The sequence below is a fragment of the Saccharothrix sp. CB00851 genome (assembly GCF_001905065.1).
In the GTDB taxonomy this organism is placed as follows: domain Bacteria; phylum Actinomycetota; class Actinomycetes; order Mycobacteriales; family Pseudonocardiaceae; genus Actinosynnema.
On sequence record NZ_LWLC01000014.1, the window covers coordinates 13,071 to 30,316 of the forward strand.

Genomic DNA, 17,246 nt, shown 5'->3' on the forward strand with positions numbered 1-17,246 from the left:
CAGGAAGACGAAGAATGCGTGTGTTCGCGATCGGCGCCACCGGTGTTTTGGGTCGGGAACTGGTGCCGATGCTGTTGGCACAGGGCCACGAGGTCACCGTCATGTCGCCGGGCAGCAGGCTCGACACCCTGCCCGGCGCCGTCGACCGGGTGCGCGGCAGCCTGCTCGACCCCGACGCCGCCGAGCTCCTCGCCGCGCGGGTGCGTGGCTTCGACGTCGTCGTCAACACCGCGACCGCGATACCCCGGGACTTCGCCGCCCGCGGCGCCTGGGCCGAGAACACCCGGGTCAGGGTGGAGGGCACCAAGGTCATCGCCGAGGCCGTGCGGGCCGGCGGGGTGCCTGCCCTGGTCCAGATGAGCGTCACGATGGCCTACCGGGAGGGCGGTGACCGCTGGCTCAGCGAGGCCGAGCCCCTGGACACCAGCGCCGCCAGGGCGACCATCGCCGCTCCCGTCGCGGCCATGGAGGCGACCGTGCGCGCCCTGCCGGTCGACCAGGTGGCCTGGACGATCCTGCGCGCGGCGCGGTTCGTCGGTCCCGGCACCGTGCAGGACCAGCAGCGCGAGCACCTGCGGGCGGGCACGTTGAAGGTGCCCGGCGGCGGCCGCGAGTTCGTGTCGATGGTGCACGTGGCCGACTTCGCCGAGGCGGTCGTGGCAGCCGTCGAACGGCCGTCGCGGGGCGTGGTGCTCAACGTGGCGGACGAGCCGGTGCGCAACGTCGCGTACCTCGGGTGCCTCGCCGCCTTCGACGACGTCCCGGCCCCGGTGGTGTCGCTGCCGAGCATGCGCACGGACACGGTGTCCCACCGGGTGTGCAGCGCCGCCGCGAAGGACGCGCTGGGGTGGCAGCCGGTGCGCGGCATCTGGCCGCTGCTCGGCTGGCACCCCGAGTGCGCCTGACCCGCGACCGGGTTCGCGACGAGGGCTGACGGCCCACGCGGCGGTGATCCGATCGCCCTGCCGCCGCACCTCTCGCGAGATTCTGTATCGATCGGCATATAAGTCTTGACACAGCGGCGGCGGCGCTCGACACTCAATTATGTATCGATCGACACGAAATTGAATGGGGCCTCATGTCCGAACTGTCCGGCAAGGTCGCCCTGGTCACCGGGGGCAGTCGCGGCATCGGCGCCGCGATCGTCCGCAAGCTCGCGAGCCTCGGCGCCGACGTCGCCCTGACCTACGCCTCCGCCAAGGACCGCGCGGAGGACGTCGCGGCGGGCGTCACGGCCCTCGGCCGACGCGGTCTCACCATCAACGCCGACAACGCCGACGCCGGTGCGGTCGTCGGCGCCGTCGACCGGACGGTCGACGAACTCGGTCGACTGGACATCCTGGTCAACAACGCGGGTATCTTCCCCTACGGCGTGATCGACGAGGTCACGCTGGAGGAGGTCGACCGGACGCTGGCGGTGCACACCCGCGCCGTCTACGTGGCGAGCCAGGCCGCGCTCAGGCACATGGCGTCCGGCGGTCGGATCGTCAGCATCGGCAGCACGCTCGCCGAGCGGGTCCCGTACCCCGGCGTCGCGCTCTACTCGATGAGCAAGTCCGCGTTGATCGGCTTCACCCGCGGTTTGGCTCGCGACGTCGGCGAGCGCGGCATCACCGTCAACCTCGTGCACCCGGGGTCCACGAACACCGAGATGAACCCCGAGGACGGCCCTACTGCCGACGACGAGCGCGCGTTGACCGCGCTGGGTCGCTACGGCAGTCCTGACGACATCGCCGCCACCGTCGCCCACCTGGTCGGTCCCGGGGGTGCGAACATCACCGGTGCCACGTTCACCGTCGATGGTGGCGCGAACGCGTAACAACACCTCCCATTGGTCGGGGCGCCGCGCGTGAGCACGGCGCCCCGACCAATGGTGCATGTCCGACCGGGGTCGGCACGGCGAGTAACGGAAAGTGTGCCGGAATGCTCCTCCGATCGGGTGTTCCGACTTTCGGTTCACGGTGCTGGAGTCGTGTTTCGGTGACTTCGGTTTATCGATTGCGGTCGGCCGTCGGACTTGGTATTAACGACGACCCGTCGGACGTTTTTTGGGTCGGCGTGGAATACTGTTGAGCGTCCGCACTGCTGCGCCGTATAGGTGACGTCGGCATGCCTGGCGTGGGGTTCTATGTCTATACTGGCCTTGGTGTACCCCATTGGTCGGGTGCGCGGGATCGTCGGGATATTGTTCCAGAGATCGTGGGTCTAAAGGTGATCGTGGGTAGTTGGATACTGGGGCGTCAAATTCCATCCTCGGCCCCGCGCGGCTCAGCCGGCAGATGGCTGCCTATGTGAACCATCCTTGATGGGGGAATTCATGCAGACGGTCAGGTCTTCGCTGGTCGAGCGCGAGTCGGCGTTATGTGAATTACGGAGGTCGTTCCAGTCGACGGCCGCGGGCAACGGTTGCTGCCTCGTGGTGGAGGGCCCCGCGGGCATCGGCAAGACCAGCCTGCTCCGGGCCGCGGTGGAGGAGGCCGCGGCATTCGACCTGACCGTGCTGCGGGGCCGGGCGACCGAACTGGACAGCCGGGTGCCGCTGGCCACGCTGCGCGCGCCGCTCGGCTCGCTCGTGCCGCAGGCCGGGATCGGCCCGGAGCTGGCGGACAACCCGCTGCGGCTGGTCGACCGGGTCGGCGACCTGATCGACCGGAGCGCGTCGCGCCGACCCCTGTTGATCGCGCTCGACGACACGCACTGGACCGACGAGCTGTCGGCGCTGGTCATGCGCGTGCTCATCCCGACGGTCGACTCGTCCCCGGTGATGTGGCTGCTCGCCCGCCGACCGACCTCCACCCGCGGCTACGCCCAGGACACCGTGGACTGGTTGCTCCGGGAGGGCGCGCTGCGCCTGACCTTGGAACCACTGTCCGACCAGGGTGTGCGCACCCTGTGCCGGTACGTCCTCGGCGTCGAACCGGACGCGTCCCTGCTCGCCCTGGCCGCCCGCGCCGACGGCAACCCCTTCCTCCTCGACGAGCTGCTCCGCACCCTGGTGGACACCGGGCAGGTCACCGTCGGGAACGGCTCGGCGACGCTGACCGGCGACCGGCTCGGCGAGACGTTCCTCAACGCCGTCCACCACCGGCTGCGAGACCTGTCCGACGAGGCGCGGCAGGTGCTGGACGCGGCGGCGGTGCTCGGCAAGCCGTTCACCGTGCACGAGGTCTCCCGGCTGGTGGGCCGGTCGGTGCTGGAGGTCGTGCGCGCCGTCAACGAGGCCATCAGCGCGGCGATCCTGGTCGCCGGGCACAACGTGCTGAGCTTCCGGCACGACCTGGTCCGCGAGGCGTTGTACCACCGGCTGCCCGGCCCGGTCCGCCACGCGTTGCACCGGGAGGCCGCGTGCGTCGTGCAAGCGGAGGGCGCGACGTCGACCGAGGTGCTCGAACATGTCATCCGGAGTGCGCCGGTGGAAGCGCCGCAGTCGGCCCGACCGGACTGGGGCGTCCCGGTGCCCCGCGCCGAGATCGACCTGGTGCGGGCGCCGGAACCGCCCGACGGCCGGGACGCGGGCAGGCAGGTCACCGGGGGACCGGACTGGTTGGTCGCGCTCACCGGCCGGCCGGGCGCGGTGCTCGGCCCGGGGGCGCGCGGCATCCGCGCGGGTCTGGACGCGGACACCGAGGTCGACACGCTGCTGCAGCTCGCCGTCGCGCTGTCGACGACCGGCAGGGCCGCGCAGGCGCCCACGTACACGGCGTGCGCACCGGACACGGAGACGAAGAACGCCCCGGCCAACGCCGGCCTGCTCGCCACGCACGCGCACGCCCTGCTCGGCTTCGGTGACACCGCCGGCGCGGAGGTCGTCGCCGCCAACGCGGTCGAGATCGGCGCCCTCGCCGGTGACCACTCGGCGGTCGTGGTGGCGACGGTGGCGCGCAGCACGGCCGCGCGCACCACCGGGGACCTCGCCGCGGCGCTGGACCACGCGGCGTCGGCCATCGAGGCGGCGGGACGGGCCGGCGAGAACCCGCCTGCCCGGCTGCCGAGGCTGTGGCGCGCCGCCGCCCACGTCGCGGTGGACGACTTCGACGCGGCCGAGCGGGAGTTGGCGCGCATCAACGGCGACGCGGACCGCGAGGGCACCTGGTGGCCGCAACCGCTGTGGCACCGCGAGCGCGCGGACCTCCGGTACGCCCAAGGCCGTCTGGACGACGCGGCGGCCGAGGCCGAGACCGGTTTCCTGGCCTGCGAACAGCTCAGCGTGGAGCCGCTCGGACTGCCGCTGCTCGCGCTCCTGGCGCGCATCGCCGTGCGGCGCGACGACTTCGCGCTGGCGCGCGGCTACCTGCGCCGGGGTGACGACCTGCTCACCCCCGACATCGTCTCCTACCCGGAGGACCTGCCGTTCGCCAAGGCCGTGCTGCAGGCGTCGACCGGCCAACCCGCGGCGGCGTTGACCACGTTGGCGCCGGTGGTCGAGCGGTTGCCGGAGCGGGTGCTGCTGCTGACGAGGGAGCCGGCCGTCGGACCCTGGCTGATCCGCCTGGCGCTGGCCGCCGACGTACCGCACGTGGCCGGACTGGTCGCCGACGCGGTGCGCCACCTCGCCGCCCGGAACGCGGACGTCGTGTCGCTGCGTGCTGCCGCCTGCCAGGCGCAGGCGCTGCGCACCGGCGACCAGAAGCTGTTCCAGGAGGCGGTGGCCGGGTTCCGGCGTGCGTGCCGGCCGCTCGCCCTCGCCGCCGCGTTGACGGACCTGGGCGCCGCCGAGCTGGCCGCCGGACGGCGCGGTGGCGCGGTGGCGGCGGTGGAGGAGGCGACGCGGCACTTCGCGGCGTGCGGCGCCAAACGCGACCTCGCCTCCGCGCAGAAGATCCTCCGCCAACTCGGCGTCCAGCGGCGTTCCGGCGCGGAGGAGGGCAGCGGTGAACTCGGCTGGTCCAGCCTCACGCAGTCCGAGCTGCGGGTGGCGCGCCTGGTCGCGCAGGGCCTGACCAATCGCGAGGTGGCCGCGAAGCTGCACCTGTCGCCGCACACGGTCGACAGCCACCTGCGGCACAGCTTCGTCAAGCTGGGCATCACCAGCCGGGTGGAGCTGACCCGGTTGGTGATCGCCCACGACGAGTCTCCTGTCGTCCCGACCCCGTCGAGCGCGGGCGGTTCCGCGTCACGCCAACCGAAGCGCCACTTCTGAAGGAAACCGCTGCGCCAGGACCGGCCGTCCAGTCGGGACGGTGCGGCCGGCGAGGTCGGTCCGGGTGCCGACCTCGCCGGCCGAATCCGGCCCCTCCCCACCTGACGGTGGTTCCGGGCAGGATCGCGCGTTTACGGGATGCCCGGACCAAAGGTCGGGCAGCAGGCTGGAAGTCAATCCAACCGACCTGCGGCGAACAGAGAGAGTGCTGTGTCCAACAACGCGATCGGTCCGAACTTCCTCACCCTACAAGTCCGCGACGTCGAGAAATCCCTTCGCTTCTACACCGAATTGGTGGGGTTCACGGCGGCGGAATCGTCCAAGAACCCCAATGCGGCAGTGCTGGAGACCACCCCGATCAAGATCGCGCTGCGCAAGGCGCAGATCGACCTGGACTCCGTTTCCCAGCTCGGCTGGGGAGTGGTGCTGTGGATCAAAGCCGAAGAGCCGGACAAGCTCGCGGCGGAGCTGGCGGCGGCCGACGTCACGATCACGAAGCCGCCGTGCGACGGGTTCTGCGGCCGGGAGTTCCAGTTCCGAGACCCGGACGGCTACGAGCTGACCATCTACGAGGGCTGAGCGCCCGCGCGGTCCCGGTACGCCGTTGACCCCCGCGGCGTACCGGGACGACCTCACGGACTCCCACCGCACCGCTGAACCGGAGACAGGCACATGCGAGAGAGCACCAGTGCGGCCTCCCCACGTCCGGCAGACCCCATTACCGCCGTCGCCACCCGGTCCGTCGCGGCGGTGCCGTGGCCGGCCCGCCTGCGGTTGCTGCGCGACCACGGGCTCGGCTTCGGCAACTTCCTCGACCGCGCCCGGCAGGTCAGCCCCGCGCACGACCGGCCGTTCCTGTTCGCCCAGCGCTTCGACACCGCGGGCGCGGAGACCATCGAACCCCTGAGCCTCGACGACCTCGTCGCGGTCCGGACCGCGTACGCGAGCTGGTACCACGCCGAAGGTGTGCGCAAGGGCGACCCGGTCGGCGTGTACCTCGGCGAGGGTGTCGACTCCTTCCTGCACTTCCTCGCCATCAGCTCGCTCGGCGCGATCCCGGCGTTGGTCAACGGGCGGATGGCCCCGGCGATCGCGGCGGACTACCTGGGCCGGATCGGCGCCGTCGGCGTCATCGCCGACCGCGGCAGGCTGACCGCACTGGTCGACAGCGGCGCGCTGTCGGACACCGTCGGCTTCCGACAGTCCTCTGAGGACATGGAGCACCACCGCGGTGGTGACGCGCACGAGCTGCCGGCGGTCTACCCCTATCCGCACGGGGACGACGACCCCGTCATGCTCTGCCACACCTCGGGCACCACGGGGCCGCCCAAGTCGGCGATCTTCGCGCACCGGCAGTTCTTCCTCGGCAAGCGGCACCGGCTGTGGAGCTTCCCGGCCGCCCGCCGCAACCGCATGCTGTCGGCGCTGCCGCAGTCGCACTCGGCCGGGATCAGCTACCTGATGACCGCGACCCTGCTCGGGCTGCCCACGCTGGTCATGGCGGACAACTCCGGCGAGGCCGCGCACGCCGCCATGCGCTGGTTCACCCCGACGATCGTGGTCGCCTTCCCGCAGACCTACGCCGAACTCGCCGCGATGGACCTCGACCACGCCGCGACGGCCGACGTGCACAGCTGGATCAACACCGGTGACTCCGCCCACGAGGCCCACATCAAGGCGCTGATCCGGCACGGGCGCCGGCCCAGCCGCGGCGGCAGCAAACCCGGTTCGCGGTTCGTCGACGGCCTCGGCTCCTCCGAGATGGGCATGGCCTTGTTCCGCAAGGTCAGCGTGCCGGAGCGGGAGGACTACGGCCGGTGCGTCGGCACGCCGATCAGCGTGGTGGAACGGGCCGTGGTGCTCGACGACGACGGCCGCGAGCTCGGTCCGGGCGAGGCCGGCAGGCTCGGCGTGCGGTCACCGACCCGGACCCCCGGCTACTGGAACGACTCGGCGCTGACCACGAAGTCGTCACTCTCGGGCTACTGGCTGACGGGCGACGTGGTTCTCCGCGACGCCAAGGGCAGGTTCTTCCACCTCGACCGGGTCCCCGACGTCATCCACTCCGCCCGCGGGCCGATCTACAGCCTGCCGATGGAGGAGGCGATCCTGGCGGGCTGCCCGGACGTCGTCGACTGCGCGGTCGTCGCCGTGCGGGCGCCGCGGCCCGAGGACGGCCAGGTCCCGTTCGCGACGGTCAAGTTGCGGCCGGGCGCACCCGTGCCGACGGACCTGCGCGGGCTGCTCAACGGCGCGTTGAAGCGGCGCGGGTTGGACGAGGTGCGTGGTGCGGTCGTGGCGGTGGACGCCGCCGACTTCCCCACGGGGGCCACCGGCAAGGTACTCAAGCGAGCGCTCCGGGAGCGGTTCGCCGAGGTCCTCGTGCCGAACGGCGGCGAGGCGCCGACAGATCCCGGCGTGGCACACGCGGACACATCCGAGAAGGGCGACCATGACTGACAATGCCTTCGACATCATCGGCACGGGTGGCGACGGGAAGCCTCCTGCGGTCCGGATGTACGAGCTGCTCTACATCTCGCTGGTGAGCCAGTTGCTCATCGCGGTGGCCGACCTCGGGGTGGCGGACGCCGTCGGCGACACCCCGCGTCACGTGGACGAGCTGGCGAAGGCCACCAGCAGCGACCCGCACGCGTTGTACCGCGCGTTGCGCGCGTTGGCGAGCGTCGGTGTCTTCACCGAGACCGAGCCCAAGCACTTCGGGCTGACGCCGCTGGCGGAGACGCTGCGCAGCGATCGACCCGGCTCGATGCGCGACCTGGCGCGGTACGTCGGCCTGCCGGAGCGGCAGCGGTCCTTCAGCGCCCTGGCCTACAGCCTGCGCACGGGCAAGCCGTCGTTCGACCACGTGCACGGCCAGGACTGGTGGAGCTACTTCGCCGCCCACCCGGAATTGGCCTCGCTGTTCAACAGCGCGATGGCGAGCATGGCCCAGATGGTCAACGGCGCCACGTTGGACACCTACGACCTGTCCGACGTGGAGGTCCTGGTGGACGTGGGCGGCGGCAAGGGGACCCTGGCGGCCACCCTGCTCGACCGTTACCCGCGGATGCGCGCGGTGGTGTTCGACCTGCCGAGGGTGGTGCCCGAAGCGACGGCGCAGCTCGCCGCGGCCGGGTTCGCCGACCGGGCGCAGTGCGTGGGCGGTGACTTCCTGCGGGAGGTGCCGAAGGGCGGTGACGTGTACGTGCTCTCGTGGACCATCCACGACTGGGACGACGAGGACGCGGTGACCATCCTGCGCAACATCCGCGAGGCGATGGGCGAGCGGGGTCGGCTCGTGGTCATCGACGAAGTGGTGCCGGAGGGCAACGCCCAGCACTTCGGCAAGTTCGAAGACATCGTCATGATGTCGCTCCTCACCGGGCAGGTGCGCACCGAGGCCGAGTTCGTCACGCTGTTCGAACGGGCCGGGTTGCGACACGTGGAGACGAGGAACACCACCTCGCCGACGAGCGTCATCGTCGCCGTCCCCGCCTGAGCGGAGGACGAGGCACCCGGCCGGGAGGGCTTCGCCGACCGGGAAATGGCACCGCCTTCGGATGCGCGCGCGTCCGAAGGCGGTGCCATTTCCGTGGATCGTCCCCCCGCATGCCGCACCAGACCGCCACGCACGCCGTCAGTCCGTTGTGGATGGACCGGGAATCCCGCGATATCCCGTGTTCGCGGGATTGGGTTCTCTTTGTCGTTCGGTATACAGGACTTGACCGAATCGGTGAGGGACCGCGAGGGGCACATGAAGACAGCCGTCCGGAAGTACGGTGGCAGTTCGCTCGCCACTCTCGAGAATCTCCGCACGGTGGCCGAGGCCGTCGCCGCCCGGGTGCACGACCACGCGATGGTCGTGGTGGTGTCGGCCCGCGGCAACACGACCGACGAGCTGCTGCGCACCGCGGCGCTCATCGCACCTTCGCCCACGGCGCGCGAGGTCGACCAGCTGCTCGCCACCGGCGAGATAGCCTCGGCCGCGCAGCTCGCCCTCGCGTTGAGCGACCTCGGCATCCCCGCCGTGTCACTGACCGGCGCTCAGGCCGGCATCGCGGCGACCGGCGAGCACGGCTCAGCCATGATCGACCACATCGACACCACCCGCATCCGCGCGCACCTGGAGGCGGGCGAAGTCGTGGTGATCTCCGGTTTCCAGGGCTACAACGACAAGGGCGACACGGTGACGCTCGGTCGCGGCGCCTCCGACACCACGGCCGTCGCGGTGGCCGCCGCACTGAACGTGCGCAACTGCGAGATCTACACCGACGTCGACGGCGTCTACACAGCCGACCCGAGGACCGTGCCCGAAGCCGGTCTGCTGCCGACGGTGGAGACCGACGTGATGACGGAGATGGCGTTCGCCGGCGCGCAGGTGCTGCACTCCCGCGCCGCCGAGCTCGCCGCGAACGCCGGAGTGCGCTTGGTCGTGCGCAACTCGTTCAGCCAGTCATCCGGAACCACCATCCTGGGACGGAGTAGCCAGCACATGCTCGAGACCCGAGGGTTCGTCACCGCCGTCGCACACGACGCCCAGGTGGTCCTGGCGCGCATCCGACCGGCCTCGGCCGGACCGGAAGTGCTGACCTCGGTGTTGTCCGCCCTGGCGGGCCGCAACGTCGTGGTGGACATGGTGTCGTGGACGGGCCCCGACGAGCACGGCCCGGTGATGGGGTTCGCCCTGCACCGCAGCCAGATGCGGGCCGCGGAAGCCGCGTTGGCGGAGGTCGTCGACGAGCACCGCTGCGCGGTCGAGCTCACCGAGCGGATCGGCAAGCTGTCGATCGTCGGCACCGGCCTGCTCAACCGCCCGGAGAACACGGCGCGGATGTTGCGGGTGCTGGCGGAGATGGGGATCACGCCGGCGTGGCTGGCCACCACCCAGCTGCGCTCGTCGGTGCTCATCCCGGTCGACCGGCTCACCGAGGGCGTCGGCGCGCTGCACCGCACGTTCAACCTGGATCGGAACGGGTTCTCGTCCATGCCGATCGCCTGATCACGCGAAAGGACACCGAGGTGGCAACTCACCGTTCGTCAGGCCGCGACATGCGCCTGCGCAGGCTGTTCAGGCACCGACCGGACCGGCTGTTCGTGGTGCCGCTGGACCACTCGGTCACCGACGGGCCGATCACCAGCGGCGGGGGAGGGCTCTCCCGGCTGGTGTCCCAGCTCGCCGCGAGCGGCGTGGACGCGGTGGTGGTGCACAAGGGGAGCACGCGGCACATCCAGCCGGAAGCGTTTCTCGACACGTCGTTGATCGTGCACCTGAGCGCCAGCACCGTGCGCGCGGACGACCCGGACGCGAAGTACCCGGTCGCCACCGTCGAGGAGGCGCTGAGGCTCGGCGCGGACGCCGTGAGCGTGCACGTCAACCTCGGTTCGGATGGTGAGCGCTCTCAGGTCGCCGATCTGGCCGCGGTCGCGGAGGCGTGCGACCGGTGGAACATGCCCCTGCTGGCCATGATGTACCCGCGGGGACCGCGGATCGCCGACCCGCTCGACCCGGAGCTGCTCGCCCACGCCGCCACGGTGGCCGCCGACCTCGGCGCCGACGTCGTCAAATCCCTCTACGCCGGCTCGCCGCAGGCGATGGCCGAGGTGGTCCGGAGCTGCCCGGTGCCCGTGATCGCCGCCGGCGGCCCCAGCCGGGATGACACCGCGTCCGTCGTGGCGTTCGTGGAGGACGTGCTGTCGGCGGGCGCGGCCGGGGTCGCCATGGGGCGCAACGTGTTCCAGGCGCCGGAACCGCGCGCCAGGGCGCGGGCCGTGGCCGAGGTGGTGCACCGCCCACGGGTGGCGCAGTGCACGCCGGATCTGCTGGCCGACGGCATCGCGCGGTGAAACCGACTCGTGAAAACCACTCGGAGAGGCGTGAACACATGAAGCTGTGCTGGCTGGACATCCGCCCGGTCACCGACGAGACGAAGAGCGCGATCCTGCAGGAGGCGATCCACCACCGCCTCGACGGGGTGCTGTCCGACGACCCCGCCGACTTCGCCGGGCTGCCGCCCACCGTGCAGAAGGTGCTGTTCACCGGGCAGCGCCCGCTGCCGGAGGATTTCGGCGCCACCGACGTCGTGATCGTCGACCCGACCGTGCACGGCCACCCGGCGGAGCTGGCCACGCGGCACACCGACGTCGAGTTCGGCCGGTTCGTCGAGATCGTCGACGCACCCACGCTCGAACTGGCCTGCCAGTCGGCGCGCACCGACAAGTGGAGCCTGCTCCTCTTCCGCGACCCCACCAAGATCCCGCTGGAGATCGTGATCGCCGCCGCCGCGGGCGCGCCGGGCAACATCGTGACGATCGCGAAGGACGTCGAGGAAGCCGAGATCATCTTCGGCGTGCTGGAGCTGGGCTCGGACGGCGTGCTGATGGCGCCGCAGGCGGTGGGCGACGCCACCGCGCTCAAGGCCGCGGCCGGGGGCGCCAGCCCGGACCTGGAGCTCGTCGAGCTGACCGTGACCGCGACGGCGCACGTCGGCATGGGCGAGCGCGCGTGCGTGGACACGTGCACGTACTTCCGCGAGGACGAGGGCATGCTCGTCGGCTCCCACTCCAAGGGCATGATCCTGTGCGTCAGCGAGACCCACCCGCTGCCGTACATGCCCACCCGGCCGTTCCGGGTCAACGCGGGCGCGATCCACTCCTACACGCTGTCCAACGGCTCCCGCACGAACTACCTCAGCGAGCTGAGGGCGGGCAGCAAGGTGCTCGCCGTCGACATCAAGGGCCAGACGCGGGTCGTCACGGTCGGCCGGGTCAAGATCGAATCACGGCCGTTGATCTCCATCGACGCCGCGGCGCCGGACGGCCGCACGGTCAACCTCGTCCTGCAGGACGACTGGCACGTGCGGGTCCTCGGCCCCGGTGGCGTCGTGCTCAACAGCACGGAGCTGCGACCCGGTGACGTCGTGCTCGGCTACCTGCCGCAGGCGGACCGGCACGTCGGCTACCCGATCGACGAGTTCTGCTTGGAGCAGTGAGCGCGGACCGGGCGAAGCCCGGGTCGGTCGGCCCGAGGGTTCGGCGGAGAGGACTCGGAGGTTCCGACATGGAGCGTGGGCGTCCACCGGCGCCGCCGGACGAGCGCGCAGTCGACACCCACTGCCCGTACTGCGCGCTCCAGTGCGGGATGGCGCTCACACCCGCGGGTGTGAGCGCCACCGTCCGACCGACGGATTTCCCCGCCAACCGGGGCCGGCTGTGCGTGAAGGGCTGGACCTCGGCGGCGTTGCTCGACTCACCGCACCGGCTGACCACCCCGTTGGTCCGGGTCGGTGGTGAACTCCGACCGGCGACGTGGGACGCGGCGCTCGACCTCGTCGCGCGTCGGTTGCGGGAGATCCGGGCCGAGCACGGTGCGGACGGCAACGCGGTGTTCGGCGGTGGCGGGCTGACCAACGAGAAGGCGTACCTGCTCGGGAAGTTCGCCAGGGTCGCGCTCGGTACGTCCCAGGTGGACTACAACGGCCGGTTCTGCATGTCGTCGGCCGCCGCCGCGGCCACGCGAGCGTTCGGGATGGACCGAGGGCTGCCGTTCCCGATCTCCGACCTCGACCAGGCCGACGCGGTGCTCCTGGTCGGCGCGAACCCGGCGGAGACCATGCCTCCGTTCGTGTCCCACCTGCGCCGCGCGATCGACGGCGGTGGCCTCGTCGTGGTCGACCCCCGGCGCACGGCCACCGCCGACCGGGCCGCGCTGCACCTCGCGCCGCTCCCCGGCACGGATCGGGCCCTGGCGCTGGGCCTCCTGCACGCGGTGATCTCCGGCGGCCACCTCGACCTCGACTACGTCGCCACGCGGACCACCGGGTTCGAGTCCGCGAGGCGGATCGCCGCGGCGTGGTGGCCGGAACGGGTCGAACGGGTGACCGGTGTGCCCGCGGCCGACCAGCGCCGGGCGGCCGAACTCCTGGCCCGGTCGGACAACGCCTACGTCCTGACCGGGCGGGGAGCCGACCAGCACGCGGCCGGGGTCGCGACGGTCGGCGGGTGGATCAACCTCGCGCTCGCGCTCGGGCTGCCCGGCAGGAAGGGGTCGGGCTGGGGCTGCCTGACCGGGCAGGGCAACGGTCAGGGCGGTCGCGAGCACGGGCAGAAGGCCGACCAGCTGCCGGGCTACCGCCGGCTCGACGACCCCGTCGCCCGCGAGCACGTCGCCGGGGTGTGGGCAGTCCCGGCCGACTCGCTACCCGGACCGGGCCGCACGGCGTACGAGCTGCTGGACGCCTTGGGCACGCCCAGCGGGCCGCGCGGTCTGCTGGTCTTCGGCAGCAACGTCGTCGTGTCGGCCCCGCACGCCGGGCACGTCGCCGACCGGCTCGGCGCCCTGGACCTGCTGGTCGTCGCGGACGTGGTGCTCTCCGAGACGGCGGCCATGGCGGACGTCGTGCTGCCGGTCGCCCAGTGGGCGGAGGAGAGCGGCACGCTCACCAACCTGGAGGGCCGGGTCCTCCTGCGTGCCAAGGCGGTCGAGCCGCCGGACGGCGTGCGCACCGACCTCGACGTGCTGCACGGGCTGGCCGTGCGGCTCGGCCAGCCGCCGGAGCGGTTCCCGGCTAGGGCCGAAGCGGTGTTCACCGAGCTGCGCGCCGCGTCCCGGGGCGGGCTCGCCGACTACTCGGGCATCACCTACGAGCGGTTGCGCGCGGGGGAGGCGCTGCACTGGCCGGTGCCGTCGCTCGGGCACGCCGGGACGCCTCGCGCCTTCCTCGGCTCGTTCGCGCACCCGGACGGCCTCGCGCGGTTCGCGGCCGTGGACCACGTGGGGCGTGCCGAGCAGCCGGACGACGAGTACCCGCTGCTGGCCACGACCGGGCGGGTCCTCGCCCACTACCAGTCCGGCGCGCAGACCAGGCTGGTGCCGGAGCTGACCACCGCCGCGGGCGGGATGTTCGTCGAGGTGCACCCCGACACCGCCCGCCGCGCCGGGCTGGGGGAGGGTGCGGCGGCGGTCGTCGAATCGCGGCGGGGGAGCACCCGAGCGGCGGTCCGGTGCGTCACGACCCTGCCCGTCGACGTCGTCTTCCTGCCGTTCCACTTCCCCGGTGACGAGCGGGCCAACCTGCTCACCAACCCGGCGCTCGACCCGGTCAGCGGGATGCCCGAGTTCAAGGTGTGCGCCGTGCGGCTGCGCGCGGCGCCGGTCGAGGAGCGGGCGTGAGCGGACGAGGGCTCCGGCGGGTCGTGATCGTCGGGTACGGCATGGCCGGCGCGCGCTTCGCCGAGCAACTCCGGTCGCGGGACCCGGATGGTGAGCGGGTGGCCGTCACGGCGATCGGCGAGGAGAAGCACCACCCGTACAACCGGGTCTTGCTGTCCACGGTCGTAGACGGTTCGCTGGGCCGTGACGGCGTCGCGCTGCAGGCCGCCGGGTGGGCCGCCGAGCACGGCGTGGACCTGCGCCTGGGCGTCGGCGCGGCGGAGCTCGACCGCGTCGGGCGCGTGATCACGCTCAGCGACGGTTCCACCGTCGACTACGACGTCGCGGTGCTCGCCACCGGCGCCCGGCCGTGGCTGCCACCGGTCGAGGGCCTGGCCGGGGTCGGCGGCGAACCGGCCGCGGGTGTGGTGGCGTTCCGCACCCTGGATGACTGCGAGCAGATCCAGCACACCGCGCGCACCGGTGCGGCGGTGGCGGTGCTCGGTGGCGGTGTGCTGGGCCTGGAGGCCGCGTGCGCGCTGGCGCGGCGAGGCGTGCCCGTGACGGTGGTCCACCCGGTGGAGCACCTGATGGAGCGCCAGCTCGACCCCGGTGCGGCCGGGGTGCTGGCACGGGTCCTCACGGGTCTCGGCATCGAAGTGCGCGTCGGCGCGGAGGTCCGGCGGTGGACACCGGGTTACGGGTTGGAGTTGGCGGACGGCCGGGTCGTGACCGCCGACCTGGTGATCGTGTCCGCCGGGATGAAACCGGCCACCGACCTGGCGCGGCGCGCGGGACTGGTCGTCGACCGCGGCGTCGTCGTCGACGACGCGCTGCGCACCAGCGACTTCCGGGTGCACGCGATCGGCGACTGCGCCCAGCACCCCGGCACCCCCTCCGGCCTCGTGCAGCCCGCGTGGGAACAGGCGGCCGTGCTCGCCGACCTGGTCACCGGCACCGACGTGTCGGCCCGCTACACCGGATCGCCACCGGTGACCAGGTTCAAGGCGCGCGACGTCGACCTCATGGCGCTCGGCGACAGCCTGGTCGGCCTCGACGCCGCCGACTCCGAGGTGCTGTGCGTGACCAACGCCGGCCGCGGGCGCTACGCGAAACTGGTCGTGCGGGACGACAAGGTCGCCGGCGCGATCGTGCTCGGCGCACCCGCCGCCGCGGCGGCCATCACCCAGTTCTACGACCGCGACCTGCCTGTTCCCCTCGACCGGCTCGCGCTCGTGCTCGGCCGGACCGCGCTCGTCGGCGGTTCCGAGGCGCCCGATCCGGTCGACCTGCCGGACACGACCGTCGTGTGCCGGTGCAACGCGGTCACCAAGTCGGCGTTGGTGTCGGCGTGGCACGAGGGCGCGCGCGGCGTGGCCGAGCTCGTCTCGCGCACCCGCGCCACCACCGGGTGCGGTGGTTGCGCGCACGCGGTCGGCCGTCTGGCCGACTGGCTGTCGACGACGGGGAACGCGGATGCGCTCACGTAGGTGGATCACGGACTGGCGGCCGGAGGACGAGCGGTTCTGGCGGACGACGGGCCGGTCGGTCGCCCGGCGCAACCTCGTCGTCTCGATCTTCGCCGAGCACCTCGGCTTCGCGATCTGGGCGCTCTGGTCGGTCGTGGTCCTCAACCTCGGCGCCGCCGGTCTGCCGATGACCGTGTCGGAGTCGTTGTGGCTGGTGTCGACGCCGAACCTGGTGGGTGCGGCGCTGCGGATCCCGTACACGTTCGCGGTGCCGAGGTTCGGTGGTGGCGTGTGGACCACGATGTCCGCGGCGTCCCTGCTCGTGCCGACCGGCCTGCTGGCGTTCCTCGTGCCGGGCGACTGGCTGAGCGCGCAGAGCCACGACACGCAGTTCGCCGTGCTGCTGGTCTGCGCCGCGCTCGCCGGGTTGGGCGGCGGCAACTTCTCGTCCTCGATGGCGAACATCTCGTTCTTCTATCCGGAGCGGCACAAGGGTTTCATCCTCGGGTTGAACGCCGCCGGCGGGAACCTGGGCGTCGCGGTGGTGCAGGTCGTCGTGCCGTTGGTCGTGGTCGTCGGCGTCCCGGACGGCGAGGTCGACCTCGCCAACGCCGGTCTGATGTGGCTGCCGCTCATCGTGCTCGCGGCCGTGTGCGCGTGGTTGTTCATGGACAACCTGGCCGAGGCCAGGACCGACCTCAAGCCGTACGTCGCCGCGCTGCGGGAGCGGCAGACGTGGGTGGTTGCCGTGCTCTACCTCGGGACCTTCGGTTCGTTCATCGGTTTCTCGTTCGCGCTGCCGCTGGTCATCAGGAGCACGTTCCCGGAATTCCTCGACCAGCACCCCTTCATCCGCGACCACCTCGCCGGCCTGGGCTTCCTCGGCGCGCTCGTCGGCTCGCTCTCCCGACCGTTCGGCGGACGGCTGTCCGACCGCTGCGGAGGTGCGCGGGTGACCTTCTGGGCGTTCATCGGCATGGTCTTCGCGACCGGGGCGGCCGCGGTCGGCGTGCAGCAGCGGGAGTTCGCCGTGTTCCTGGGCGCGTTCCTGGTTGTCTTCCTGCTGTCCGGAGCAGGCAACGGCTCGACCTACCGGATGATCCCGGTGATCTTCGGCGTGCTCGGTCGCGAGGAGGCCGCCGCCAAGGGACTCGACCCCGCCACGACGTTGGTCGACTTCAAGCGCCGTGCCGCCGCTGTGATCGGCCTCGTGGGCGCGATCGGCGCGTTCGGCGGTTTCGCGGTGCAACAGGTGTTCCGCCTGGCGGCCCAGGGCGCGACCACCGCCCTCGACGGGACGGCCGGCGACGCGGTGGTCCGCGTGACCCCGGACCACGTGGCCTGGTCGCTGCCTGCGTTGGCGGTGTTCATCGGGTTCTACGTGCTCTGCGCGTTCCTCGCGTGGTGGGAGTACCTGCGCCGGACGGTCCTCGTGGCGAGGGTGCCCAGCCTGGCCCACGTCGACGTCTGAACGGTCGATCGTCGCCTG

At 72.0% G+C, this 17,246-nt stretch carries 12 protein-coding genes; all 12 read left to right on the forward strand.

From position 1 onward, the window contains the following. Nucleotides 1-14 precede the first annotated feature (14 nt). Nucleotides 15-905: an NAD-dependent epimerase/dehydratase family protein gene (locus A6A25_RS16070; protein WP_073890623.1), complete on the forward strand. Its 891-nt coding sequence runs from the start codon at nucleotides 15-17 to the stop codon at nucleotides 903-905. A gap of 173 nt (nucleotides 906-1,078) precedes the next feature. After that, nucleotides 1,079-1,819 (forward strand): SDR family NAD(P)-dependent oxidoreductase, encoded by a 741-nt coding sequence (locus tag A6A25_RS16075; RefSeq protein ID WP_073890624.1) that lies wholly within the window; start codon nucleotides 1,079-1,081, stop codon nucleotides 1,817-1,819. A 486-nt stretch (nucleotides 1,820-2,305) separates the two neighbouring features. Further along, the gene (locus tag A6A25_RS16080; RefSeq protein WP_083668381.1) at nucleotides 2,306-5,140 is read left to right on the forward strand and encodes a helix-turn-helix transcriptional regulator; all 2,835 of its coding nucleotides are present in this window, start codon (nucleotides 2,306-2,308) and stop codon (nucleotides 5,138-5,140) included. Between the two features lie 210 nt (nucleotides 5,141-5,350). After that, nucleotides 5,351-5,719, forward strand: a complete 369-nt coding sequence (locus A6A25_RS16085) for a VOC family protein (RefSeq protein ID WP_241828740.1) — start codon at nucleotides 5,351-5,353, stop codon at nucleotides 5,717-5,719. 93 nt (nucleotides 5,720-5,812) lie between these two features. Beyond that, a complete protein-coding gene (locus tag A6A25_RS16090; RefSeq protein ID WP_083668383.1) occupies nucleotides 5,813-7,600 on the forward strand; it encodes a class I adenylate-forming enzyme family protein in 1,788 nt (595 codons plus the stop codon). Then, nucleotides 7,593-8,639, forward strand: coding sequence for a methyltransferase (locus tag A6A25_RS16095; protein WP_083668384.1), 1,047 nt, complete (start codon nucleotides 7,593-7,595; stop codon nucleotides 8,637-8,639). The genes A6A25_RS16090 and A6A25_RS16095 overlap by 8 nt, the downstream gene beginning before the upstream one ends. A 255-nt stretch (nucleotides 8,640-8,894) precedes the next feature. After that, complete coding sequence (locus tag A6A25_RS16100; protein WP_073890628.1) at nucleotides 8,895-10,139, forward strand: aspartate kinase; 1,245 nt, start codon at nucleotides 8,895-8,897, stop codon at nucleotides 10,137-10,139. A 20-nt stretch (nucleotides 10,140-10,159) separates the two neighbouring features. Beyond that, complete coding sequence (locus A6A25_RS16105) at nucleotides 10,160-10,984, forward strand: 2-amino-3,7-dideoxy-D-threo-hept-6-ulosonate synthase (RefSeq protein WP_274534314.1); 825 nt, start codon at nucleotides 10,160-10,162, stop codon at nucleotides 10,982-10,984. 38 nt (nucleotides 10,985-11,022) lie between these two features. After that, nucleotides 11,023-12,129, forward strand: a complete 1,107-nt coding sequence (locus A6A25_RS16110) for a 3-dehydroquinate synthase II (RefSeq protein WP_073890630.1) — start codon at nucleotides 11,023-11,025, stop codon at nucleotides 12,127-12,129. Nucleotides 12,130-12,197: 68 nt separating this feature from the next. Continuing rightward, a complete protein-coding gene (locus A6A25_RS16115; protein WP_073890631.1) occupies nucleotides 12,198-14,309 on the forward strand; it encodes a molybdopterin oxidoreductase family protein in 2,112 nt (703 codons plus the stop codon). Next, complete coding sequence (locus tag A6A25_RS16120) at nucleotides 14,306-15,778, forward strand: FAD-dependent oxidoreductase (protein WP_274534315.1); 1,473 nt, start codon at nucleotides 14,306-14,308, stop codon at nucleotides 15,776-15,778. Before A6A25_RS16115 ends, A6A25_RS16120 begins: the two co-directional genes overlap by 4 nt. Further along, nucleotides 15,765-17,228, forward strand: coding sequence for an MFS transporter (locus A6A25_RS16125; protein ID WP_073890637.1), 1,464 nt, complete (start codon nucleotides 15,765-15,767; stop codon nucleotides 17,226-17,228). Before A6A25_RS16120 ends, A6A25_RS16125 begins: the two co-directional genes overlap by 14 nt. Nucleotides 17,229-17,246 lie beyond the last annotated feature (18 nt).

Bases quoted from the DNA above. Each gene is read 5' to 3' on its own strand.
- A6A25_RS16070 (WP_073890623.1), top strand. From the start codon at position 15: ATGCGTGTGTTCGCGATCGGCGCCACCGGTGTTTTGGGTCGGGAACTG.
- A6A25_RS16075 (WP_073890624.1), top strand. From the start codon at position 1,079: ATGTCCGAACTGTCCGGCAAGGTCGCCCTGGTCACCGGGGGCAGTCGC.
- A6A25_RS16080 (WP_083668381.1), top strand. From the start codon at position 2,306: ATGGGGGAATTCATGCAGACGGTCAGGTCTTCGCTGGTCGAGCGCGAG.
- A6A25_RS16090 (WP_083668383.1), top strand. From the start codon at position 5,813: ATGCGAGAGAGCACCAGTGCGGCCTCCCCACGTCCGGCAGACCCCATT.
- A6A25_RS16095 (WP_083668384.1), top strand. From the start codon at position 7,593: ATGACTGACAATGCCTTCGACATCATCGGCACGGGTGGCGACGGGAAG.
- A6A25_RS16100 (WP_073890628.1), top strand. From the start codon at position 8,895: ATGAAGACAGCCGTCCGGAAGTACGGTGGCAGTTCGCTCGCCACTCTC.
- A6A25_RS16110 (WP_073890630.1), top strand. From the start codon at position 11,023: ATGAAGCTGTGCTGGCTGGACATCCGCCCGGTCACCGACGAGACGAAG.
- A6A25_RS16115 (WP_073890631.1), top strand. From the start codon at position 12,198: ATGGAGCGTGGGCGTCCACCGGCGCCGCCGGACGAGCGCGCAGTCGAC.
- A6A25_RS16125 (WP_073890637.1), top strand. From the start codon at position 15,765: ATGCGCTCACGTAGGTGGATCACGGACTGGCGGCCGGAGGACGAGCGG.